Raw genomic sequence first — 24,064 nt, forward strand, 5'->3', positions numbered from 1 at the left:
CATTGAGTTGACTGCCAAAAAACCCTACATATAAAGAGGTAATAAAAGGGGCAATCGGATTGTCACGGGCTGGGGCGGTTGGCAACTTGATTAAAATCAATCACCATCATTGGTGTACGCTATCGTTCGGATAGGTTTTAACGATGAAGCAGGCGTGGCGAGGCTCTCAGGCCATTTCTAAGAAATACCTTATTATTCAATTATGTGACTATTTATAGGTGACGTTGTCACAATTTGTTCGATTAGTGCGTTGTTGCGGGATTTTGGTGCACAACATCCCCAGACAAACTACAGAATATGCCTTGGCTGTTATAATCCGGGGAAAATAAAAGACATAGGGACACAGGGTAAACTGATGACCACTAACACTTCTTCGAGCACTGCCCAAGTAGCCCATCGGCCGTTGATCCTGATTGCCTGCATGCTGGCAATGTTCATGTCTGCCATTGAAGCGACCATTGTTGCCACCGCGATGCCGACGATTATTGGCGATCTGGGTGGTTTTTCGTTGCTGGGCTGGGTGTTTTCGGTCTATTTGCTTGCACAGGCCATTACCATCCCGATCTACGGGCGTTTGGCAGATTTATACGGCCGGAAACCGATCTTTTTCTTTGGTGCCACGCTGTTCCTGTTGGGGTCGGTCCTGTGCGGTTTCTCATCGAATATGTATTGGCTGATTGCCTTCCGCCTGCTGCAAGGGCTGGGCGCCGGGGCGATCATGCCGATCGCTACCACCGTGATCGGTGATATTTACAGCGCCACCGAACGGCCAAAAGTGATGGGGTATCTTTCTAGCGTCTGGGGTGTTTCGGCCATTCTTGGCCCGCTACTGGGCGCGTTTATCGTGCAGCACACGTCTTGGGCTTTGGTATTCTGGGTCAACCTGCCCATTGGCCTGCTGGCGATGTATTTCCTGGGGCGCTACTTGCCTGACCTCAAACAGGGGCGCAAACATGCGCTGGATCTGGCGGGAACGGCTTGGCTGACGATCTTTGTCGCTGCATTGCTGCTTTCACTCTTGCAGGCGGAAATGCTGGGATGGTGGGTCATACCGTTGCTGGCGTTGGCGTTAGTGGCGCTTAACCTGTTAATTCGTCAGGAGCGCCGTGCTCCTGAACCGTTGTTCCCACTGGCCCTGTGGCAAAATCGCGTAATTGTGGCCGGCAATATTGGCGGAGTGGTGATCGGTGCTGCCATGATGGGCATCAGCGCCTTCCTGCCAACCTTTATCCAAGGCGTGAAGGGCGGAACTCCGCTGGAAGCCGGAACCACATTAGCCTTGATGTCGATTGGCTGGCCGCTGGCCAGTATGCTGAGCGGGCGTTTGATGTTGCTGACTTCTTATCGCACCACAGCTCTGCTTGGCGCGCTGCTGTTGGCGGCCGGTGGCTTTATCCTGCTGCTGCTACAGCCTTCGGGTGGGTTACTGTGGGGGCGGGTTGCGGCGTTTATCATCGGGGTCGGTATGGGGTTGTGCAATACCACCTTCCTGGTCTCGGTACAGAATGCGGCACATTACAGTATTCGCGGTATCGCAACCGCCTGCACGGTATTCACCAGGATGGTCGGCTCGGCAATCGGCACCGCCATTCTGGGGGCCACGTTGAATATCAACCTGCATCTGCGCCTGCCACACACGGTTGATCCGGTGCAGCAGTTGATGGAGCCAGAGGTTCGCAACACCATGCGGCCAGAGGCGCTGGCGGATCTCATTGGGCATGTCGCCGCCTCAATGCATTGGGTATTCCTGGTCTCGGCGTTGATATCGCTGTTTGCCTTGGGGGCGGCTATGCTGATCCCGGCGCGTCATCGGCCACAGGGCGAAGGTGAAGAGGTTAAACAGGCTTAATAAAGAAGAGGGGCGCAGTAACGAACTGCGCCCTGGAGCCGGTTACTGCGGGGCTTGGGTATCCTGGCTGGTGCCAGTTTGCGCCGCGTCGCCGCTGTCGTCGCCGTTAATCAGGCGGGTATACACGATTTTCTGCGTGTCTTGACCACAATGGCCGACCACCTGTCCACCGGCAAGGTTCGCCTGATCGTTAGGCACGATCTCCAGCTTGAAGCCGGATTCCGGTACGCCGTTATTGACAATCTTCTGGGCAATATCCGCCTTTATGCTCTCACATGAGGCAAAAGCGGCCAGCGGCGCGGTGGCTAACAGCAGTACACCTACTACAAGCGCTTTTTTCATCATTGGATCCTTATTTGAGACGAATGTTCTTTGTCAGGATAGCAGCATCAGGTTGAATAGTTTACCCTTACTCGCTATTACTGCGTGACTGGACGGCCAGTGGTGCGATCCAGACACTTACGGGTTGACGATTCCCAATAGGCATTGACGTTGTAGCTGTTATCACAACGATCTTCGTCATCAATAGCACGGTCAACCTTGTCAAACTCCTTCTCGACACGGGTATTGACCTTACTGCGCAGCGACTTGGTTTCGTTCCACTGCTCTTTGCTTTGGCGAGCCTGTTCGTTGCTCATGGCTGCGCCGCCGCTGCCGTCAACCGTGACGCAGGTGCTGCCTTGGGTGCAAGAGGCAGCGAAGGCAGGAGCTTGCCAGGCACCGGCCAGCAATAACATGGCAACCGGTAACATCAGGCGCGGAAGGGAAAGTAATTTCATCGTTTCATCCTTATAAGTGAGTGTTGCATCCACCAGCAACACTGGCTGTAGCATAGGTTAAATATATCACCGTGCTGTTATATTGCACCAGCGCATCGCCTTGTTCGTTTAATTTACTGAGAGAATAGCGGTAATGTTAAAAACCACTTTATTGTTTTTTGCCACCGCGCTGGCCGAAATCATTGGCTGTTTCTTGCCTTATCTGTGGCTAAAGAAAAACGCCAGCGCCTGGCTGTTGCTGCCTGCGGCCCTCAGCCTGATGCTGTTTGTCTGGTTGTTGACGCTGCATCCTTCGGCCAGTGGGAGAGTCTATGCTGCCTATGGCGGCGTCTATGTGGCAACGGCGCTGCTTTGGCTGCGAGTGGTAGATGGTGTGAAGTTGTCGACTATGGATTGGTTGGGTGCTGGGGTGGCACTGCTGGGGATGCTGATTATCGTTTCCGGCTGGCGCACTACGTAGGGGCGCTGCATGCTGTGCCCGCTTGAATGGCAGGGCTGATGCCCTGCCACAGAGTAAGACCATTAACCGCGATGAATGCTCAACCCGGCAAAGGACTGGCTGACCGGCATCATTTCCAAGGTATTTATATTGACGCGGGAAGGCAGCGTTGCCACCCAGAATACCGCTTCGGCAACATCATCCGGCGTCAGGGCATCTACCCCTTGATAGGTTTTATCTACCTTGCCGTCATCCCCTTTGAAACGCACGTTGGAGAACTCGGTGCCACCAACCATGCCTGGCTCAATATCGGTAACGCGGATATGAGTGCCGTGCAGATCGGCGCGCAGACCCAGGCTGAACTGTTTAACGAAGGCCTTGGTTGCGCCGTAAACGTTACCACCGGCATAAGGCCAGTTGGCGGCGGTGGAGCCGATATTGATCACATGGCCAATGTTACGTTCCACCATGGCTGGCAGCAGCGCGCGGGTCATGTTGACCAACCCTTTGGTGTTGGTATCGATCATGGTTTCCCAATCGTCCGCATTAGCCTTGTGTGCAGGCTCCAGGCCTAACGCCAGACCGGCGTTATTCACCAGCACGTCGACGTTGCGCAGCGCTGCGGGTAACTCTTCGATGGCCTGCTGGATCGCCGCACGGTTGCGGACATCCAAACGCACGATATGCAGTGCCTCACCTAATTCTGCCTGCAGCGCCTCCAGGCGCTCCACACGGCGGCCAGTGGCAATCACCTGATGGCCTTCACCGACAAATTTGCGGGCAATTGCTTCACCAAAACCGGAGGTAGCGCCCGTGACAAAAATAATCATGCTGCTGTTCCTTAACTGTTTTTAGCCTGCATCCACTCTAACGCGGTTGCGTTAACCCTGCAATTTTAACCGGTGATGGCCGGCACGTGGTAAACCACACAGTCGTATTTGATATTCTCGCGGCGGCCCTGCACGGTGCCACCCAGCGATTCGGCAATGCGGCGGCTTGGCGTGTTCTGCTCGGCGACCGGGTAAATGAAATACGGCGGGTGGTAGCGTTCGCTGGCCCATTTCGCCATGGCATGGACGATTTCGCGGCCGTAGCCGTTACCGTGCAGGCTCTCTTTCACCCAGATCCCGAGTTCTGGTTTTTGCTGGTGCAGATTATGCACGCCACCCATGCCAACGAACTGCTTGCTGTCACGCAGCCGTGCCACAAAGATGACTTCTTCACCTTCACGGATCAACGGCAGCCAGCCTTCCCAGACGTTGGCAAATGCCTCGGGAGACTCTTCTGGTTCAAAGGTCATAAAACGCGTTAGCGTAGGAGTGATCGCCTGGTAAACATCGTCGGCGTCTGCTGCGGTAAAGGGGGCAATCAACAACCGATCGGTATTCACACGGCACTGAGTAAGGTCACTGTGCATCATTATTATTACCTCGCTTTTCAGGCCTAAAACGGCAAAAATCCGCTCCCGTTAAAACGGGGCGGATCATCGATATTACGTTGATTAGCGGCAGATGCGACTTATTTTTTTACCAGGTGAGGTGCGATGAGCAAAAGGTCGGCCGCAGAGAGACGATCTGGCGCGGTTGAGGCCTGGTGCCAGTACGGATAAATCAGCGGCGGACGGCTCACTTCTTCCAAGCGCTGCAGCTCTTCTTCGTTGAGGATCAGGTTGGCGGCGTGCAGGTTATCTTTGAGCTGTTCCGCGTTCCGGGCTCCTATGACCACCGAGGTTATCGTTGGGCGGGCCAACAGCCAGGCCAGCGCGATTTGTGCCGCAGAGATACCACGGGAGTGGGCGATATCCACCAGCACTTCGACAATATCAAACAGCGCATCTTGATCACGCACCGGCGGCTCACCCCAGTTGGCCAGATGGCGTGTGCCTTCCGGTGTGGGTTGATTACGGCGGTATTTGCCCGAGAGCAGGCCACCGGCCAATGGGCTCCAGACCAATACCCCAAGCCCTTGATCCTGAGCAACAGGCAGCAGTTCATATTCCGCTTCGCGCGCCTGCAGGCTGTAATGGATCTGTTGGCTGACCGGGCGCACCAATCCCAGTCGTTCGGCGCTGCCCAGGTGTTTCATCAGGTGCCAACCGGAGAAGTTGGACAAACCGGTGTAGCGCACCTTGCCGCTGCTCACCAGATCCTCCAGCGCCCGCAGCGTTTCCTCTACCGGGGTGATGCCGTCCCACTCGTGTAGCTGATAGAGATCGAGATAGTCGGTATTCAGGCGTTTCAGGCTGGCTTCGCAGGCGCGGATTAGGTGGTGGCGTGACAGACCGGCATCGTTAGGGCCGCTGCCCATGGGGAAACGGGCCTTGCTGGCTACCAGCACTTCGTGGCGTTTACTGCCCAATGCCTGGCCGAGGATCTCCTCCGATTGGCCTGCTGAATACACATCGGCGGTATCGAACAGGTTGATCCCGGCGTCAATGCACATGGCGATTTGATTGCGCGCCTCGTTAACGTCTGTCGCGCCGGTTTTGGCGAACTTGCCTTGTCCTCCAAAGGTCATGGTACCTAAACTTAGTGCCGAAACTTTAAGGCCGGACCGGCCAAGTTGACGGTATTGCATCGTTTAACTCCTTACTTTGGTTGCCATAGATTTTTCAGACGTAGAGGTGCTTTTCCTCTGGCGAATTTCATTGCCCGCCTCTGCGCCCAGCGTAAAGCTATCTAGCACCGCCACCAGGGCGATCACGCCAATCACGATAAAGGCCAATTGGAAGTCGGCCAGCGGCACCACGCCCTGTTGCTGTGGCATCAGCATCTCCGCCAACCGCAGTGCCAGCGCGCCGATGGCGATACCCAGACCGCTACCCATCTGCTGTGCCATATTGAACAGCGTGTTGGCACCGCTCATGCGTGGTTGCGGCACTTCGGAAAACGCCAGCGTATTCAGCGCAGTGAACTGCATCGAACGTGTCAAACCACTGACAAACAGCAGCGCCAGGATCAGCCAGGTCGGGGTCTGCGGGGTCAGCAGCGCGCAAGCAAAAATGGTGGCGGCATTGAGTAAGCCGTTGACCACCAGCGTGGTACGAAAGCGGAACCGGTAGAGGATGGGTGAGGTGAATGGCTTCATCACCAGATTACCGGCAAACACTGCCAGTACCAGCAACCCCGCATCGAAGGCATTCAGCCCAAAGCCGATTTGGAACAGCAAGGGCAGCAGGAACGGCACGGCACCGATGGCGATGCGAAACACAGTGCCGCCCTTAATAGTGACAGCGTAACTTTTTATCCGCATCGCCCAGAGATCCATTAAGGGATAGGCGTGGCGTTTGGCATGACGTATCGCCAGGCTTCCCAGCGCCAGGCTAGCAGCCAGACATAACAGAGGCACCAGCCAGGAAAGTTGCGGACTGTTGATCAGATCCAGCCCAAACATCAGCCCAAAGCAGGCGACTCCGGTGAGTGCAAAACCTAATCCATCAAAGGGAACGCCTTTCTGCGCGGGTTCATGAGGGATCAAACGCCAGGCGAAGAACAGGGCCAACAGGCCAAGCGGCACGTTGAGGATAAAAATCCAGTGCCAGGAAGCGTAGGTGGTGATGAAACCGCCAACCGGAGGCCCCAGGACCGGGGCGGCTAACCCCGGCCAGGTGATAGTGGCAATGGCGTTGATCAGATCGGGTTTGGCGGTATTACGTAGCACCACCAGGCGGCCAACCGGCACCATCAGCGCACCGCCAAAGCCTTGCAGGATACGAGCCGCGGTAAACTGCGGCAAGGTGGTACTGAGGGCGCATAGCACCGAGGCCAGGGTAAAAATAACGATGGCGGCGGTGAAAATATTGCGGGCACCAAAGCGGTTAGCAATCCAGCCGCTGGCGGGGATAAACACCGTCAGGGTAAGAATATAGGCCGAAACCCCGATGTTCATATCTACCGGCTGTACGCCAAAGGCCGCCGCCATTTGCGGCATCGCGGTAACGATCACCGTGCCGTCCAGGTTCTCCATAAAGAATGCCCCGGCAACCAGCAGGGGGAGCGCGCTAGCGCGGGAGAACCAACTCATGGACGGCTCCGGCTGGAGCACGGTAAATACGCATGCATAACAGAAATCCCGTTTCAAAAATCACCACGTCGGATTTTTGAGCATAACGCATCATAGGAAGGTTAAAAAGAAGTTAATGGTGTGATTATTAGCGGGCACAGCAAGTGTGCCCATCTAGATGCATAGTGTGTCCGCGAGCGTGTGGTAATTACCAGGATAAATGGATGATGCCGTCGATAAACTCGGCTTTAAAACTACTCAGGTCGGCCACGGTGGCCTTGATTTGCGGGGAGGAAATCGGCACGCCGTTACCAATGACGATGACTTGCCCACCGGCGGCAAGGGCGGAGTTCACTCCAGAAATCGCATCCTCAAAAATCACGCATTTCTGCACCGGCAGGCCAAATCCGGCTGCCGCCATCAGATAGGGTTCTGGATGGGGTTTGCCGTGCACGATATCTTCCGAAGTGATCATCATGTGCGGCCGTGGGATGCCTGCGCTGATCATGCTTTGCATCGACACTTTCTTGGCGCCGGAGGTGACAATTGCCCAACATTGCGGCGGCAACTGGCGTACCAGCTCAACGGCACCGGTAATGGCACTAACCTGGCTGAGAGCCTCGAGGGCGAGCGTTTTGACTTCATCAACGCACTGTGGATTGTCAAAGTAAGGGGAGACGATCCGCAGCGTTTCCTCGATGGTGCGCCCGTGAATATTGGCCAGGACATAGTCCACATCCAGATGATGCCGGTTGGCCCATTCAGCCCACAATGTCTCTATACAGGCTCCTGAATCCACCAGGGTGCCGTCCAGGTCAAACAGTACTGCCTTGCAAGCGATAGCGTTCATAAGTCCCTTGATTTAAAGCCTCGGTTTCCCAATAACAACAGAGTGGCGATAAGGTCTTGTTGACGGAAATCAAGTGATGGTATGAACCACCGCCGGAAAGTGAAAAAATGCGGCCCCGGTGTGCCTTACCGAATTAACTATCTGCCTGACACTTACGTCAATCATCTAGCCTGGCGGCGTTGTTGCCGCCATAAGAAATCGATATTGGACGAATAATCGGTCGCTCTGTTTAATAGTGCAAACAATTAAAACCAACCTTTGGAAACGAGTATGTTCACCATTAAAATTGACGATCTTACCCACCATGCCGTGCAAACATTAGTGGCTTATCATATTTCTGGCATGCTGGAGCAATCCCCACCAGAGAGCAGCCATGCGTTAAACGTACAAAAACTTCGTGACCCTGCCGTGACATTTTGGTCTGCATGGGAAGGGGATCAATTAGCCGGGATTGGCGCGTTGAAAATGTTGGATGCAAAGCATGGCGAGCTGAAATCAATGCGCACGGCGGAGGCGTTTTTACGTCGTGGCGTGGCGAATCAATTCTTGCTGCACATCCTGCAAGTCGCGCGCGCGCGGGGCATTTCGCGTCTCAGCCTGGAAACGGGGACACAACCGGGATTTGCCGCCTGTCATCATCTTTACCACAAGCATGGCTTTGTGGATTGCGAACCGTTTGCAGCGTACCAGCCTGATCCAAACAGCAGATTTATGACACTTGTTTTGTAGTTGAGAAAGGTACGGAACTCAGATATTTCATTTTATCTCTTTATTAAAGAAATGATTGGCAATGTTTTGAAATCGTTTTATTACACTCATGGAGTAGGTAGCATAAACTCATATAAAGTCAATGTGATATTAATTGGTGCATGGGCAATGAATTGTCAAAATTCCAACCTGTTGCATCAATTATGTTTTTTATCCTGACATAACCCTCTTTTATCCATTACGCCAGTTTAGCCCGGTCTTAGACACTCATTCATAGTCAAAAAACAACCTACCGACCTTGCATTCAGGTCATGGCGGTATAAATTAATATCATTACCGCCATCAAAACGGTAATAGACCCACGAGCTAATCATGCTCGTAACAGCAGTGGCTATAGCACGACATAATAATAGAGGATAATCACGATGAAACTTCGAGTACTCTCTCTGATGGTGCCTGCTTTGCTGATGGTTGGCAACGCAGGCGCCGCTGAAATCTACAACAAAGACGGTAATAAACTGGATTTGTACGGTTTAGTTGATGGCCTGCACTATTTCTCTGATAACAATAGCGTTGATGGCGACCAGTCTTACATACGTATGGGCCTGCGTGGTGAAACGCAGATTAACGATCGGCTCACTGGCTATGGCACGTGGGAATACCAGGTCAACGTCAACACCCCGGAAAGCGAAAACAATGCCTTCACCCGTTATGGTTTCGCAGGGTTGAAAGCTGTTGATTATGGCTCCTTCGACTATGGCCGTAACAATGGTGTCCTGTATGACGTGGCGGCTTATACCGACATGCAGCCAGAATTTGACGGTTCCACCTATGGGGCCGACCAGTTCATGTTCCAACGCTCAAACGGTCTGGCAACCTATCGTAACAATGACTTCTTTGGCCTGTTCGATGGCCTGCATTTTGCTGTGCAATACCAGGGTAAAAACGGCAGTGCGGAAGAAACTAATAATGGTCGCGACGTTCTGGGTCAGAACGGTGATGGTTATGGTATGTCGGTGAACTATGATATTGGCTACGGCATTAGTGCCGCGGGTGCCTTCTTTAATTCCAAACGTACCAGCGAGCAAAATGGCGGTGGCGCATATAGCGGCATCATGGGGCGTGGCGACCATGCAGAAGGTTATTCAGGCGGCCTGAAATATGACGACAGCAATACCTATGTGGCCGTTATGTTTACCCAGTCCTATAATGCAGCGCGCTTCGGCAGTTCAGACAGTGAGGCTTATGGCTACGCCAATAAAGCGCAAAGTTTTGAGGCTTATGCACACTATCTGTTTGATTTCGGCCTGCGCCCATTTGTGGGTTATAACCAAACCAACGGCAAGAACCTCGGGCAAGCTGCCAACGGCAATACTTACGGTAGTGAAAACCTGGTCAAGTTTGTTGACCTGGGCGCAACCTATTACCTTAACAAAAACATGTCCACCTATGTGGATTATAAAATCAACCTGTTGGATGAAAACGACTTCACCAAGTCGGCCGGAATTAATACCGACGACGTGGTTGCTGTCGGTTTGGTTTATCAGTTCTGATGACAGCGAAATAAGTCAGCTTACGATAACGCGGCCTCCTGGCCGCGTTTTTTCTTTGTTCTCCCCCCGCAGAGCCTGTTGAGGAATTTCCAGTTATTTTTGCTCAAACGACCATCTGGGCCTAAGCTAGGCTATGTTGCTGAATTTGCAGCTTCTATCCAAGTGGACGCAGCGTCCCTAGATTAAGACATGGAGGAGTTTCGATTTGATGCGTTTATCAACCCTGGTACTGGCGATTGGCGTTGCGCTAAGCACACCCGCGCTGGCAGAAACGAACACCCAGACAAAGGAGGCGAAAGTGGCCGGAGAAGTTAAGCAGGATAAGCAGGGAGAAAACCCGTTCTTTGCCACCAGTCAGTTACCCTTCCAAGCTCCTCGCTTTGATGTCATCAGCGAAAGCGATTATGCCCCGGCCATCGCCGCCGGTATCCAGCAGAAACTGGCAGAAGTCGAAAAGATCGCCAATAACCCGGCAGAACCTACGTTTGATAATACCTTTGTGGCGCTGGAAAAAAGCGGCGCACTGCTGACGCGCACCATGAGCGTGTTTGGGGCGATGACCTCCGCCAACACCAGCGACGCGCTGCAAAAGCTGGATGAAGAAACCTCACCGAAGCTGGCGGCATTAGATGATGCCATCATGCTGAACAGCAAGCTGTTTGCGCGCATCAAGGCGATTTACGATCGGCGTGATAGCCTCAACTTGGACCCCGAGTCTCTGCGGCTGGTAGAGGTGACCTACAAGAACTATGTGCTGGCCGGGGCCAATCTTTCTGACGCGGATAAAACCCAACTGAAAGCATTGAACCAGGAAGCGGCGACGCTGAGCACCCAGTTCACCAATAAATTACTGGCTGCCAGCAAAAACGGCGCGTTGGCGATTGGTGATAAAACCCTGCTGGCCGGGCTTTCAGAGGGCGAGTTGGCAGCAGCAGCGCAGGCGGCCAGTGAACGTAAGCTGGATAAGCAATGGCTGTTGGTGTTGCAGAACACCACGCAACAGCCTGATTTGCAAAACCTGCAAGATCGCGATACTCGCCAAAAGTTGTTCGACGCTTCGATCAACCGCGCAGAGAAAAATGACGCCAACGATACCCGCCAAACCCTGGCGCGGTTAGCTAAAGTGCGGGCCGAGCAGGCCAAACTGCTGGGCTTCCCGAACTATGCCGCCTGGAAGTTGCAAAATCAGATGGCGAAAACCCCGGATGCGGCGTTGGCGTTTATGCGTAATATCGTGCCTGCCGCCACGGCCCGGGCAGAGCGTGAGGCCAAAGACATTCAGGCAGTGATCGATCGGCAAAACGGCGGCTTTAAGCTGGCCGCCTGGGATTGGCAGTTTTATGCCGAGCAGGTGCGTAAAGAGAAGTACGATCTGGATGAATCACAGATCAAGCCTTACTTTGAGATGAACAACGTGCTGCATAACGGCGTATTCTACGCCGCCAATTTGCTGTACGGCATCAGCTTTAAAGAGCGCAAAGATATCCCGGTTTATCATCCGGACGTGCGGGTATACGAGGTATTTGATAAAGACGGTCAGTCTCTGGCGCTGTTCTACACCGATTTCTTTAAGCGTGACAACAAGGGCGGCGGCGCCTGGATGAGCAACTTCGTTGAGCAGTCCAAACTCAACGGTACCAAGCCGGTGATTTACAACGTCTCCAACTTCACTAAACCCGCAGCGGGCCAACCGGCGTTGCTGTCCTATGATGACGTGATCACCATGTTCCACGAGTTTGGCCATGCGCTGCACGGGATGTTTGCCGATCAGCAATACCCAAGCCTGTCTGGCACTAACACTGCCCGCGATTTTGTCGAGTTCCCGTCGCAGTTTAACGAGCACTGGGCCAGCGATCCGCAAGTATTTGCCCACTTTGCCAAGCATTACCAAACGGGTGAAGCGATGCCGCAGGCGTTGGTCGATAAAATCAACAAGGCCGACAAGTTCAACAAGGGCTACGCCATGACCGAGCTGTTGGCCGCCGCGCTGCTGGATATGCATTGGCACATGCTGGGCGCCGATCAACCGCAGCAGGACGTGGACAAGTTCGAGGCCGCATCGCTGCGCCAGGACAAGATCGATCTCAGCTATGTGCCACCACGCTACCGCTCCAGCTATTTCCAGCATATCTGGGGCAACGGCTATGCCGCCGGTTATTACGCCTATCTGTGGACGGAGATGTTGGCAGATGACGCCTTCCAATGGTTCAGCGATAACGGCGGATTAACGGCAGAGAATGGCCAGCGTTTCCGCGAGCAGGTGTTGTCACAGGGCAACAGTCAGGATCTGGAAAAGCTGTACGTTAAATGGCGTGGGCAGGAGCCGAGCATTGAACCGATGCTGATCAACCGCGGGCTGAAGGATAAGTAACTACCGTTTAACGCTCTCCGAGGGCAGGTGACTGCTCTCGGATGGTTATAATCGATGCTATGAAAGAGAATTGTGTGAGGCCGATCGTTTTTCTATGTAACCGAAATTAACCACAGTGAGATTAATCCTTGTAATTAACAAGGTTACCAACACGTGTTGGTTTAAATAATACTAAAACCCATCCCCTTGTTTTAATGAGTTTATCTTCAGCACAAAATTTTGCCCCGCCAAAAAACCATAAGAAAAAACGTTTTAAATCTGGGTTAACATGATTAACGTCACAAATTAATCGCTGAAAACGGCGCTGCGACAAGTTACGATCATAATCTCAACTCCGATAGTTACCGCTTTACTGTTGTCGGGTTCCGATTTAAAACAAACACCTGTTCAAAAACAAACAAGTGTTAATTATGACCAACCGGGAAAAACAGATACTGCAACTCCTTCGGCGGGACCCGTTGATTCAACAACACGAAATCGCCGATATTCTAGGTATTAGCCGTTCTGGTGTGGCAGGACACATCATGAATTTGATGAATAAAGGTTATATTAAAGGTAAAGGCTATATTCTCTCCGAACACCGCTATGTGGTCACCGTTGGCTCGGTAAATATGGACGTTTGTGGTTATGCCAATACGCAGTTGGTTTATGAAGACTCCAATCCTGGGAAAATAAAATGCACCCCAGGTGGTGTTGGGCGAAATATATCGCAGAATATTGCGTTATTAGGGGCCGAATGCCACCTGGTTTCTGTGGTTGGCGACGATTTCTACGGCACGACGCTGCTGGAGCAGGCAAAACTGGCAGGTGTTAACGTGGATAATTGCCACCGATTGCATGGTGAAAACACCTCGACCTACGTTTCGTTGCTGGATGGCAATGGTGAAATGCTGGTCGCTATCAACGACATGCGCATCCTGGAAAAATTGACCCCGGCGCTGTTATCCCATTCCAAGGATTTAATTCAGCACAGTGGTGTATTGGTGCTGGACTGCAACCTGACCGAAGACGCGCTGGCCTGGTTATTTAGCAATGCCGGTAATGTACCGGTATTTGTCGATACGGTTTCTGCTTTTAAAGCGCCAAAAATCAAAAACTGGCTCTCGCATATCCATACGTTGAAGCCGAATCGGATTGAGGCGGAAATCCTCAGTGGGATGAAAATATCCCAGGCGAGCGACGCACCGGCGGTGGCCCAATGGTTCCACCAGCAAGGCGTGCAGCGTTTGGCCCTGAGTATGGGTAGCCACGGCGTTTATTTCAGCGAGGTGGACGGCCAGCACGGTTGGTCGGCACCGCTGCCGACTCAGGTAGTCAACGTCACCGGCGCCGGGGATGCCATGATGGCGGGGCTGGTGAGTTGCTGGCTGGAGGATTTCCCACTCGATTACAGTATTCGTTTTGCCCAGGGCTGTTCGGCAATGACCCTGGCCTCTGAGTTCACCAATAACCCGAACCTGTCACAAGGCAGCGTTCAAAAACTTTTGGAATTACAATCATGCAAAATAGCCTAATCACCCATCAATATCTGGATATCGCTCCTGAAGTGGCGCTTGCCCTGGCCGAAAATCGGCCGGTGGTGGCGTTGGAATCGACGATTATTTCCCATGGCATGCCTTACCCGCAGAACGTTGAAACTGCCTTACAGGTAGAGGAAAAGATCCGTGCCAACGGGGCGGTGCCAGCGACCATTGCGGTGATCAATGGGCGGATGAAGGCGGGGCTATCCCATGATGAGATAGAAACATTGGGCCGCGAAGGGCACCGAGTTGCCAAAGTGAGCCGCCGCGACTTGCCGTTTGTGATTGCCAGTGGCAAAAACGGCGCAACCACCGTGGCTTCTACCATGATCATTGCCGAACTGGCCGGGATCAGCGTATTCGCCACCGGCGGGATTGGCGGCGTGCACCGTGGCGCACAGCAGACGTTTGATATTTCAGCCGATTTACAGGAATTGGCACAAACCAACGTGGCGGTGATTTGCGCCGGTGCCAAATCGATTCTGGATCTTGGTTTGACCACCGAATATCTGGAAACCCACGGCGTGCCTTTGGTGGGGTATGGTACCGATAGCCTGCCCGCATTCTTCAGCCGTACCAGCCCTTATTCCGTTAGCGTGCGTCTGGATACGCCACAGGAAATCGCGCGGGCAATGGCCGCCAAGTGGGCTGCTGGCTTGCAGGGCGGGATGGTGATTGCCAACCCAATCCCAGAGCAGTACGCAATGCCTGAAGAGAAGATCAACCAGGCCATTGAGCAGGCTGTTCAAGAGTCCGTGGAGCAGGGTGTTTCCGGCAAGGATAGTACGCCATTCCTGCTAGCCAGAGTCGCTGAATTGACCGGCGGCGACAGCCTGCAGGCCAATATTCAGCTGGTGTTTAATAATGCCGAATTGGCAGCCAAGATCGCGGGTCATTATCAGCGAAATTGCGCTTAACGCTTAAATTAGCACTCTACGTTTGTCCTTGATAAATCACTTCTGCCTCGGCAGGCGGCAGGCTATTGCCGTTTGCCGAGTAAAGAAGGAAGTAAACAAAATAGAAGGGGGCCTTATGGAGTTGTTGCGCAGTTTGGCAGGTATGTCGATCCTGTTATTAATCGGCTTTGTGTTTTCCGTCAATAAAAGAAAAATAAGCTTGCGCACGGTCGGTGCGGCATTGTTACTGCAGGTGTTGCTTGGCGCTATTATGCTGTATGTTCCCGCAGGTAAATGGTTAATTAACGCCATTGCCAGCGGTGTCAATCGCGTGATTTCGTACAGCGATGCGGGGAGCGCATTTATTTTTGGCGGCCTGGTCGGGCCGAAAATGAATGAGCTTTTCGATGGGGCAGGTTTTGTGTTCGCTTTTCACGTGCTACCCGCCATCATCTTTATCACTTCGTTGATTTCTATTTTATATTACCTTGGGGTAATGAAGTGGGTGATCAATATTCTTGGCTATGTCTTCCAGCGGCTTATGAATATCAGCAAGGTGGAGTCCTTCGCCGCAGTGACTACCATTTTCCTGGGGCAGAATGAGTTGCCTGCGGTGTTGAAGCCGTTTGTTAAACACATGAACCGCAATGAACTGTTCACGGTGATCTGTAGCGGTATGGCCTCGATTGCCGGTTCGATGCTGGTCGGTTATGCCGGTTTGGGCGTTCCCATCGAGTATCTGTTGGCGGCTTCCCTGATGGCTATCCCGGGGGGATCCTGTTTGCCCGTTTGCTCAGCCCGGCGACGGAGCCTTCCCGCGTTGAGTTCAGCGAAATGTCATTCAGTGATAAACGGCCCGCCAGCATTATCGAAGCGGCGGCCAACGGCGCGATGTTGGGGCTGAAAATTGCAGTGGGTGTTGCCACGGTAGTGATGGCCTTCGTTGCGCTGATCGCGTTGGTCAACGGCATCATCGGCGGCGTGGGCGGCCTGTTTGGCGTTGAAAGCGTCAGCCTGCAAAGTCTGCTGGGCTATCTGTTTGCTCCATTAGCCTACATCATGGGCGTGAGCTGGGAACATGCCGATCTGGCGGGGGGGCTGATTGGCCAGAAACTGGCAATTAACGAGTTTGTTGCCTATCTCAGTTTCTCTCCTTACCTGAAAGAGAGCGCGATGCTGCTCGATCCGAAAACCATCGCGGTGATCTCATTCGCACTGTGCGGTTTTGCCAATTTTGGTTCGATTGCCGTGGTAGTGGGGGCATTCAGTGCGGTGGTGCCGGAAAGGGCCTCGGAAATTGCCCAGTTAGGATTCCGGGCCCTGTTGGCTGCGACGCTTTCTAACCTAATGAGCGCAACCATTGCCGGGTTGTTTATCGGGTTAGGGGGGATTTGAAGAGCCGGGGCAATTTCAGGCTAATCCGTCCTCGATTGCCCCTCACCCCAACCCTCTCCCGTAGGGCGAGGGAGCTGCACGGCTTTTTTGATGAGGTTGTGCTGCTTCGGAAAGTAGGGAATAAAAACAAGAAAGCAAGGTGTTACGCAAGACAATCAACGAACTCGATTGGTTCCCGTAGGGCGAGGGAGCTGCCCGGCTTTTTTGATGAGGTTGTGCTGCTTCGGAAAGTAGGGAATAAAACAAGAAAGGTAAGGTTTTACGCAAGATAATCAACGAACTCGATCGGTTCCCTCTCCCTTTGGACGAGGGAGCTGCCCGGCTTTTTTGATGGGGTTGTGCTACTTCTGAAAGTAGGGAATAAAACAAGAAAGACAAGGTGTTACGCAAGACAATCAACGAACTCGATTGGTTCCCTCTCCCTTTGGACAAGGGAGCTGTCCGGCTTTTTTGATGAGGTTGTGCTGCTTCGGAAAGTAGGGAATAAAAACAAGAAAGACAAGGTGTTACGCAAGACGATCAACGAACTCGATCGGTTCCCTCTCCCTTTGGGAGAGGGTTAGGGTGAGGGGTATCACTACTCCAGCAGCCCACGTTGGCGTAGCGTGAATCGGGTCGCTTCGTTCAGATCGTAGCTGGCTAGTTCTTCCTTTCGCACCCAGGCATATTCTTCAAACTCGTCATTAAGCGTGATGGTGCGGTTGGCCGCGTGGCAATCAAAAATCAGGTAAATCATATAGATTTGCTCTTTACTGCCGTCTTCGTAGGTCTTCACCCGCACGTCATCGCGAAACGTCCAGGGTTGAATGCGGTCCAGCACCAGATCGCTACCCAGTTCTTCACTTACTTCGCGACGCAACGCCTCCTCGATGGTTTCCCCTGGTTCAGTACCGCCGCCGGATAACGCCCATTGACCAGGGAACACCCCTTTATGGGCCGCCATTTTGCATAGCAGATAGGCGTTATCGTTTTCAATTAACGGGCAAACAATAATACGTTGACGCATCGTAACTCCATGTTTCAAGGGCATCAGATTGGTGCACGCATTATACTCCAGTCACCAAGTGGGAGTTTTAAATTCTCATCTTCCAGCTTTAAGCTGTAAAGGGGATGAGAACCGCAATCCTCATCCCGAAGGCTTACAGTTTGGCCCGGTACTCGTCTTCCAACCGGCTCATTGAGGCCCAGAACGGGCTTGGTGTCCGCTCCAGCAGGCGATCGGCCAGCAGATCCAGATGGGTATGCCAGCCGCTGGCAACGCTGAGCAGGGTATCGCGGTTGGCCAGGCGGCGATGGGTAAGGGTCAACAGCACCTTATCCTCTTGCTCGGTCAGTTCTATAGTGACTTCAGAAGGGCGGGCTTCCCCTGTTTCTGCCCAGGTAAAGCTCACCAGGCGCGGTGGCAGAATGCAGGTGATATGACCCATCTGGGCGATTTTACCGGCACAGGATTTGTATTTTGCCGGCGGTTTTTCATCCTCACCGGCCAAATCGGCGTTGCAGAACAGTAGCTCGATCTTGGCCCCGACCTGCATGGGCATCTCACCGGCGGCCAGCCAGCTGGCGCGTTTATCCGATTCGATCAGGTAGGCCCAGACGCGTTTGAGCGGGCCGGGCAGCAGCCGCTGGATCCGCAGCGTACCGGTTTCAATAATCATACCGTAGTCGTTCATGGGTTCACTCCGTCGGAGGATGCGAGTCGGCTTGCAACAGCGCTTGTTCTAGCGCGTCCAGCCGCTCATTCCAGAAATGTTCGTAGGTTTGCAGCCACTGCATGGCCTGCACCATTGGCTCAGGAGCGAGCCGGCAGATATGGTTTCTTCCCTGCACGGTGCGTTGCACCAGCCCGGCAAGCTCCAGCGCTTTGATATGCTTGGAAGCTCCGGCAAACGACATCGCGAACGGCGCAGCCAGTTCACCGATGCTGTGTTCGCCTTCGGCCAATGTGCGCAGAATGGCTCGCCTTGTCGGGTCGGCCAGCGCGTGGAAAATGGCGTCCAGCGGTGAGGAAGATAATTTAACCATATGGTTAAATATAGAACGTCAGCGTCAATACTCAACCTGTTCGTTGAATATTTTTTAACCTTGTCACATTAAAAGTGTGGGTATGACTTTACACCGGAGGAGGATCGAGCATAGTAAGGGCGACTTTCACCGCTTTTTCCAGCCGGGCACGGCTCACACCATCCCGAGCCTGAACGGACAAGCCATGCAGGAACGCCGCAAAAAAATCGCCAAGGCTCTCTGCATCGGTGTTGGCAGGCAGTTCATCAGCCAGTATCGCAGCCTGTAATCTGTCGATAATGCCTTGGGTGCGCTGTTGGCGGTGTTCCATCAACCAGCGCATGACGTCCTGATTATCTTCACTGACGCTGACCGCAGATGAAACCACCATGCATCCTTGGGGAAACTCACCGTGGCTGTAGAGGGCAACGGCGTCGAGCAGCATCTGTTTGATGGCTTCACGCACACTGGCCTGTTCTTCGAAAGCGCGCTCGGCAAAGCCGCCTTCGTGGGCTTCGTAATGTGCTATCGCCTCACGAAACAGTAGCTCTTTCGAACCAAAGGCCTTGTAGATCCGCGCCGAGGCAATGCCCAGTTCGGCCACCAGATCGGACATCGAGGTGCCTTCAAATCCCTGTCGCCAAAATAAGTCCCGTGCTTGCAATAGGGCCTGTTCACGATCGAACTCTCTGGGTCTACCTGCCATCGTCATCTTCTCCGGTGATTTTGCTGCGGACTACAGGATCGCTTAAATAGCGGATAACGCCAACGAATTTCAAAATCCGCTTGCCGATGATTCGATTTAAGCCTATTGTTTGTCAATCGACAAACAATAGGAAAGACAATGAAAACGATTAAAGGCCCCAGCTTGCACCTTGCTCAATTTAGTGATGCAGCTCCACCGTTCAATAGCCTGCCAGCGATTGCCGCCTGGGCAAAAGAGACGGGTTTTAAAGCGTTGCAGATCCCCGCGTGGGATAGTCGTTTGTTTGATGTGAAAACGGCGGCGGAAAGCCAAAGCTATTGCGATGACATCACCGGTATGCTGGCGCAGCACGGCCTGGTGATCAGCGAATTGACCACGCATATTTTCGGGCAACTGATGGCGGTGCATCCAGCCTATGATGCGTTATGCGACAGTTTTGTGCCGGAGGGACTACGTGGCGATCCGCAAGGACGAACGCTTTGGGCCAAAGAAAACCTGCTGTTGGCGGCAAAAGCGTCCACACGCCTAGGCCTGACTGAAATGGGTACCTTCTCCGGTTCGCTGGCTTGGCCCTACCTGTTTCCATTTCCGCAACGGCCAGCAGGGCTGATTGAAACGGCCTTCGATGAGCTGGCCAAACGGTGGTTACCCGTGCTCGATGCCTGTGATGAGCAGGGCATCAACCTGTGTTATGAGATCCACCCCAGCGAAGATCTGCATGATGGCATTACCTTTGAAATGTTCCATCAGCGCGTTGCGGCTCATCCACGCTGCCAAATGCTGTTCGATCCCAGCCATTTCGTGCTGCAGCAGCTCAACTATCTGGAATTTATCGATATCTATAAAGATCACATCCGCATGTTTCACGTTAAGGACGCAGAGTTCAATCCAAGTGGTCGGCAGGGGATTTACGGCGGCTATCAGTCCTGGGCGGATCGTGCAGGGCGGTTCCGTTCATTAGGGGATGGGCAAGTGGACTTTAAAGGCATCTTCTCCAAATTGACGCAGTACGATTATGCCGGTTGGGCCACGCTCGAATGGGAATGCTGCCTGAAGCATCCACAAACCGGAGCCGAAGAAGGAGCCGCGTTTATCCGCAATCATATTATTCCGGTCACGGATAAAGTGTTCGATGACTTTGCCGGTGCGCCGGTCAACCAACAACAAATCAACGCCTTGCTGGGCATTCGCTAACCTCTGGAGCACCTTATGACTATGCTGACTCACGGGCCATTATCCAATGGGCTCGAGGCCGAACACGTCTATATTAAAATCAACGGCCAGCGTATTCACTGCGCCATCGCCGGTAGTGGGCAACCGGTGCTGCTGATACCTGGCTGGCCACAAACCTGGTACACCTGGCGTTACGTCATGCAGGCGCTAGCCAATGCGGGCTTTCAGGCTATTGCTGTAGATCCTCCTGGTATAGGGGATTCGGACAAACCCCTCGGCGGTTATGACACCGGCAGCGTTGCCGAAAAACTCCATCAGGTCATGGCGCAACTGGGGCATCAGCGCTATGCGGTGATCGGCCATGATATTGGCATGTGGTTGGGTTATGCGCTGGCCAGCGATTACCCTCAGGCGGTGAGCAGGCTGGTGCTGACCGAAGCGGTGATCCCCGGTTTGGCAGAGGCACCGCCGATCTTTGTTCCCGCCGAGGACAACATCTTCCTGTGGCATTTTATGTTTAACCAGTTAACCGACCTGCCCGAAGCCCTGACCACCGGCCGAGAGGCTGAGTATCTGGGATACATTTTCAACCGCTGGTCTTACCGGCGCGATCGCGTCGCCGCGGAAACCTACATCGCGGCTTACTCGGTGCCTGGCAGCTTGCGGGCCGGTTTTGATTATTACCGGGCCATTCCTGAGACCATTCGACAAAACCAGTTGCGGGCTAAAACACCCCTAACGATGCCGGTGATGACGATTGGCGCAGAACATGCTACCCGCGATGCGCCATTCCTTACCTTGCAGGGCAAGGCTCATCAACTCCAAGGGGAAGTGGTGCCTGGCTGCGGGCATTTCATTACCGAGGAGTGCCACGAGGAATTTATCACCCTGATCCTGCCTTTTTTACAGGAGGGTAAAGCCCATGCCGCTGGATAAGCAGATCGCGCTATTTTTGCAGCAACAGGCGGATGCGCCCGCACCATCCTCACTGGAAGAACTACGTGCGCAAACGGCAGTTGGGTTACAGCGCTTGCAGGGGGCACCCCAGCCCGTCAAAAAAATAATGGCATTCCACATCCCGGTTGGCGGCGGGCAAACTATTAGCGTGCGCGGTTATATTCCCCTAAATGCGCCAGAGGATATGCCGCTTCCGGCGATGGTGTTCGCTCACGGCGGCGGATGGTGTCTGGGCTCGCTTGACGTTTACGATGGGCCTTGCCGCGCGTTGGCCAATGCCACTGGGCGAGTGATCCTGTCTGTCGACTATCGCCTGGCTCCGGAATATCCTTTCCCGACGCCGTTGCATGACGTTTATCAGGTGCTATGTTGGGCCTCGGAACAAGCAGCGCAAATCGGCATTGATCCCCAGCGGATTGCGCTTGGCGGGGATAGTGCGGGTGGGAACCTCGCGGCTGCGGCAGCTCTGATGGCCAGAGATCGGTCAGGGCCAGCCGTAGAACATCAATACCTGCTTTATCCTGCATTGGATAGTGGGATGGCGATGCCAAGCTTTGCCGCATATGGTGAGGGTTACTACCTGACGCAGGAGATCATGGGTTGGTGCTGGGCAAACTACCTTGGGCAGGATACCGACCCTCAGGAGCCTTATGCTTCTCCTTGGCATGCGTCAACGCTGGCAGGCTTACCACCAGCGACGATCCTGGTATGCGAATACGATCCGCTGCGGGATGAAGGTGAACGCTATGCACAGCGATTGCAAGAAGCTGGCGTTAACGTGAATTGCCAGCGTTTGCCTGGGATGGTGCACGCTTGCATGCATATGACTGGTTTGACCCCGGCGGCCCAGGTTCTGTTTACTGCGCTGGAGGCATTGCCTTAATTTGTTGCCCGCCAAGGAAGGCGGGTCAGTAGACCTGTTTGTGTTGTTTTGCACTATCCTTGTTACGTAAGACTCACCTTGTCCGATCAAACAGTTAAGGAAGATGCAATGTCCGCCGAAGGTAGTAACAAGAGCAGCCTGACACTGATGGCAGGTGGTGCATTGGGCGTGGTATTTGGCGATATTGGTACCAGCCCGCTGTATACTCTGAAAACCGTGCTGTTCCTGTCTGGGGATGCACCAACACCAGCGGTGATCCTCGGGTTGCTGTCGCTGATTTTCTGGACCTTGGTGATCGTCACCTCGGTAAAATACGCCACTTTTGCCATGCGTATCGATAACAACGGTGAAGGCGGTATCCTGGCGCTGATGTCGTTGCTGGTCAGCAAAAAGAGCACTCGACCGGTGGTGGTATTTGCCGGGCTGTTTGGCGCGGCACTCATCTACGGCGATGGGGCCATTACCCCGGCGATTTCGGTGCTTTCCGCGCTGGAAGGGTTGAACATCGTCTTGCCTCAGTCGAAGCCTTATATCCTGCCCGCAACCGTGGTGATCCTGGTGAGCCTGTTTGCTATTCAGGCGCTGGGCACGGCCCGCATCGGTAAAGTATTCGGGCCGATTATGGCGCTATGGTTCGCGGTGATTGCTGCGCTGGGGATTTGGGGCATTATCCAATATCCGGCGGTGTTGATGGCGATCAACCCGGTGTATGGCTTTGAGTTTCTGTTCTCCAACGGGATGGTCAGCTTTCTGGTGCTCGGCGGGGTATTCCTCTGCGTGACCGGTGCGGAAGCGCTATATGCCGATATGGGGCACTTTGGTAAAAAGCCTATCTGGCTGGCCTGGTTTGGTATCGTGTTCCCCAGCCTGCTACTGAACTATGCGGGGCAGGCGGCTTTGATCTTGTCCGGTGCAGATGTGACACAAAACATCTTCTTCCGCCTGTGCCCACCCGTACTGCAGATCCCTCTGGTGATTTTGGCCACGCTAGCCACCATTATTGCCAGCCAGGCCATTATCAGTGGTGCGTTTTCCATGACGCGTCAGGCCATCCAACTGGGGTGGTTACCGCGTTTACGGGTTAAACAAACCACCGAAGAGAGCTACGGGCAGATCTACATTGGCGCGATCAACTGGTTATTGATGGCGGTAACGGTGTTCCTGGCGGTATTTTTCAAATCCTCCGATAATCTGGCGGCGGCTTACGGGATCGCCGTTTCCCTGACCATGATCATGACTACGGGGTTGTTGTTTGTCGCCATGCGCGAAGTGTGGCAATGGAGCCTGGCAACCAGCCTGATACTGGCAGGAGGCTTCTTCGTCGTCGATCTCAGTTTCCTGGTTGCCAACATGAGCAAGGTGTTGGAAGGCGGCTATATGCCGCTGTTACTGGCTGCTGCGGTGTATGCCGTGATGCTGATTTGGCACCGTGGCGTGGTGTCTGCTTCGCAAACCCTGGACGAGAAAGTGGTGCCGGTGGCTACCTTTATGAAGGAGATTGAACAAAAGGCTATTCCACGGGTACCGGGCACGGCTATCTTCCTGACTCGCTCCCAGGGAGGCACGCCGCCGGTAATGAAATGGCACGTCAAACGCAATGGTTCGCTGCATACCGACTTGCTGGCATTGAGTATCGAAGTGCAAAACGTACCGCGAGTGGCCAACGAAGAACGGTTAACCATGACCGAACTGGCACCCGACTTCTGGCGTGGCGTCGCTCATTATGGTTTTATGGAGCGGCCAAACATTCCTCAACTGTTACGTCATCTGGAAGCGCAGCAATGCGGCTTTAATCTTAATGACGTAACCTACTATCTGGGGCATGAAACCATTGTCAAACGTGAAGGCCGTGGCGCGATGCCGGCGTGGCAGCGTAGTCTCTTTGCACTGATGGTGCGTAACGGCATGCATGTGACCGATTATTATTATCTACCCAGCGATCAGGTGGTCGAAATCAGCCGTCGCGTACCGGTTTAAAC

The 24,064-nt window shown here is 53.6% G+C and carries 22 protein-coding genes and 1 pseudogene; 12 read left to right on the top strand and 11 right to left on the bottom strand.

Annotated elements, in window-relative coordinates:
* The first annotated feature begins 355 nt into the window (after positions 1-355).
* Positions 356-1,849: an MDR family MFS transporter gene (locus D9980_RS06585; protein WP_121606778.1), complete on the top strand. Its 1,494-nt coding sequence runs from the start codon at positions 356-358 to the stop codon at positions 1,847-1,849.
* A gap of 42 nt (positions 1,850-1,891) precedes the next feature.
* Here D9980_RS06585 and D9980_RS06590 read toward each other — a convergent pair whose 3' ends face one another.
* On the bottom strand, positions 1,892-2,191 hold the full coding sequence (locus tag D9980_RS06590; protein ID WP_021804475.1) for a DUF1161 domain-containing protein: 300 nt from the start codon (positions 2,189-2,191) through the stop codon (positions 1,892-1,894).
* Positions 2,192-2,268: 77 nt separating this feature from the next.
* The gene (locus D9980_RS06595; RefSeq protein ID WP_024486637.1) at positions 2,269-2,628 is read right to left on the bottom strand and encodes a DUF1283 family protein; all 360 of its coding nucleotides are present in this window, start codon (positions 2,626-2,628) and stop codon (positions 2,269-2,271) included.
* Between the two features lie 133 nt (positions 2,629-2,761).
* On the opposite strand from D9980_RS06595, the gene D9980_RS06600 reads away from it, so the two are divergent.
* On the top strand, positions 2,762-3,088 hold the full coding sequence (locus tag D9980_RS06600; protein ID WP_024486636.1) for a YnfA family protein: 327 nt from the start codon (positions 2,762-2,764) through the stop codon (positions 3,086-3,088).
* Positions 3,089-3,150: 62 nt separating this feature from the next.
* Here D9980_RS06600 and ydfG read toward each other — a convergent pair whose 3' ends face one another.
* From ydfG to D9980_RS06625, 5 genes are all read right to left on the bottom strand, one after another.
* Positions 3,151-3,897, bottom strand: a complete 747-nt coding sequence (gene ydfG / locus D9980_RS06605) for a bifunctional NADP-dependent 3-hydroxy acid dehydrogenase/3-hydroxypropionate dehydrogenase YdfG (protein ID WP_024486635.1) — start codon at positions 3,895-3,897, stop codon at positions 3,151-3,153.
* Positions 3,898-3,962: 65 nt separating this feature from the next.
* Positions 3,963-4,487, bottom strand: coding sequence for a GNAT family N-acetyltransferase (locus D9980_RS06610; protein ID WP_021804471.1), 525 nt, complete (start codon positions 4,485-4,487; stop codon positions 3,963-3,965).
* A 98-nt stretch (positions 4,488-4,585) separates the two neighbouring features.
* Complete coding sequence (locus tag D9980_RS06615) at positions 4,586-5,644, bottom strand: aldo/keto reductase (protein ID WP_121606779.1); 1,059 nt, start codon at positions 5,642-5,644, stop codon at positions 4,586-4,588.
* A 3-nt stretch (positions 5,645-5,647) separates the two neighbouring features.
* A complete protein-coding gene (locus D9980_RS06620; RefSeq protein ID WP_121606780.1) occupies positions 5,648-7,090 on the bottom strand; it encodes an MFS transporter in 1,443 nt (480 codons plus the stop codon).
* Positions 7,091-7,277: 187 nt separating this feature from the next.
* Positions 7,278-7,919: an HAD-IA family hydrolase gene (locus tag D9980_RS06625; protein WP_121606781.1), complete on the bottom strand. Its 642-nt coding sequence runs from the start codon at positions 7,917-7,919 to the stop codon at positions 7,278-7,280.
* Positions 7,920-8,189: 270 nt separating this feature from the next.
* On the opposite strand from D9980_RS06625, the gene D9980_RS06630 reads away from it, so the two are divergent.
* From D9980_RS06630 to D9980_RS06655, 6 genes and pseudogenes are all read left to right on the top strand, one after another.
* Complete coding sequence (locus D9980_RS06630) at positions 8,190-8,648, top strand: GNAT family N-acetyltransferase (protein ID WP_121606782.1); 459 nt, start codon at positions 8,190-8,192, stop codon at positions 8,646-8,648.
* Positions 8,649-9,052: 404 nt separating this feature from the next.
* On the top strand, positions 9,053-10,180 hold the full coding sequence (gene ompC, locus D9980_RS06635; protein WP_121606783.1) for a porin OmpC: 1,128 nt from the start codon (positions 9,053-9,055) through the stop codon (positions 10,178-10,180).
* 208 nt (positions 10,181-10,388) lie between these two features.
* Entirely contained in the window at positions 10,389-12,551 is a 2,163-nt protein-coding gene (gene dcp / locus D9980_RS06640) for a peptidyl-dipeptidase Dcp (protein WP_121606784.1), read from the top strand.
* A 410-nt stretch (positions 12,552-12,961) separates the two neighbouring features.
* On the top strand, positions 12,962-14,065 hold the full coding sequence (locus D9980_RS06645; protein ID WP_121606785.1) for a PfkB family carbohydrate kinase: 1,104 nt from the start codon (positions 12,962-12,964) through the stop codon (positions 14,063-14,065).
* The gene (locus D9980_RS06650; RefSeq protein WP_121606786.1) at positions 14,050-14,988 is read left to right on the top strand and encodes a pseudouridine-5'-phosphate glycosidase; all 939 of its coding nucleotides are present in this window, start codon (positions 14,050-14,052) and stop codon (positions 14,986-14,988) included. The genes D9980_RS06645 and D9980_RS06650 overlap by 16 nt, the downstream gene beginning before the upstream one ends.
* Positions 14,989-15,103: 115 nt before the next feature.
* Positions 15,104-16,362: pseudogene (locus tag D9980_RS06655) on the top strand (NupC/NupG family nucleoside CNT transporter).
* Positions 16,363-16,939: 577 nt separating this feature from the next.
* Here the strand turns inward: D9980_RS06655 and nudI are convergent.
* The 4 genes from nudI to D9980_RS06675 form a co-directional block, all read right to left on the bottom strand.
* Positions 16,940-17,368, bottom strand: coding sequence for a nucleoside triphosphatase NudI (gene nudI, locus D9980_RS06660; RefSeq protein ID WP_065686180.1), 429 nt, complete (start codon positions 17,366-17,368; stop codon positions 16,940-16,942).
* A gap of 133 nt (positions 17,369-17,501) precedes the next feature.
* Positions 17,502-18,035 (bottom strand): SRPBCC family protein, encoded by a 534-nt coding sequence (locus D9980_RS06665; RefSeq protein WP_024531294.1) that lies wholly within the window; start codon positions 18,033-18,035, stop codon positions 17,502-17,504.
* Positions 18,036-18,039: 4 nt separating this feature from the next.
* Positions 18,040-18,387, bottom strand: a complete 348-nt coding sequence (locus D9980_RS06670) for a helix-turn-helix transcriptional regulator (protein ID WP_121606787.1) — start codon at positions 18,385-18,387, stop codon at positions 18,040-18,042.
* A gap of 88 nt (positions 18,388-18,475) precedes the next feature.
* A complete protein-coding gene (locus tag D9980_RS06675) occupies positions 18,476-19,072 on the bottom strand; it encodes a TetR/AcrR family transcriptional regulator (RefSeq protein ID WP_121606788.1) in 597 nt (198 codons plus the stop codon).
* Between the two features lie 138 nt (positions 19,073-19,210).
* Here D9980_RS06675 and D9980_RS06680 point away from each other — a divergent pair, with 138 nt between their 5' ends.
* The 4 genes from D9980_RS06680 (at position 19,211) to D9980_RS06695 (ending at position 24,062) form a co-directional block, all read left to right on the top strand.
* Entirely contained in the window at positions 19,211-20,266 is a 1,056-nt protein-coding gene (locus D9980_RS06680; RefSeq protein WP_121606789.1) for a sugar phosphate isomerase/epimerase, read from the top strand.
* Between the two features lie 15 nt (positions 20,267-20,281).
* Positions 20,282-21,181 (top strand): alpha/beta fold hydrolase, encoded by a 900-nt coding sequence (locus tag D9980_RS06685; protein WP_121606790.1) that lies wholly within the window; start codon positions 20,282-20,284, stop codon positions 21,179-21,181.
* Positions 21,168-22,085 (top strand): alpha/beta hydrolase, encoded by a 918-nt coding sequence (locus D9980_RS06690; protein WP_121606791.1) that lies wholly within the window; start codon positions 21,168-21,170, stop codon positions 22,083-22,085. The genes D9980_RS06685 and D9980_RS06690 overlap by 14 nt, the downstream gene beginning before the upstream one ends.
* A 108-nt stretch (positions 22,086-22,193) precedes the next feature.
* Positions 22,194-24,062 carry a potassium transporter Kup gene (locus tag D9980_RS06695; RefSeq protein ID WP_121606792.1) on the top strand — a complete coding sequence of 623 codons (1,869 nt, stop codon included), beginning with the start codon at positions 22,194-22,196 and terminating at the stop codon, positions 24,060-24,062.
* The last annotated feature ends 2 nt before the right edge of the window (positions 24,063-24,064 follow it).

The organism is Serratia sp. 3ACOL1 (genome assembly GCF_003668775.1).
Classification (GTDB): Bacteria; Pseudomonadota; Gammaproteobacteria; order Enterobacterales; family Enterobacteriaceae; genus Chania; species Chania fonticola.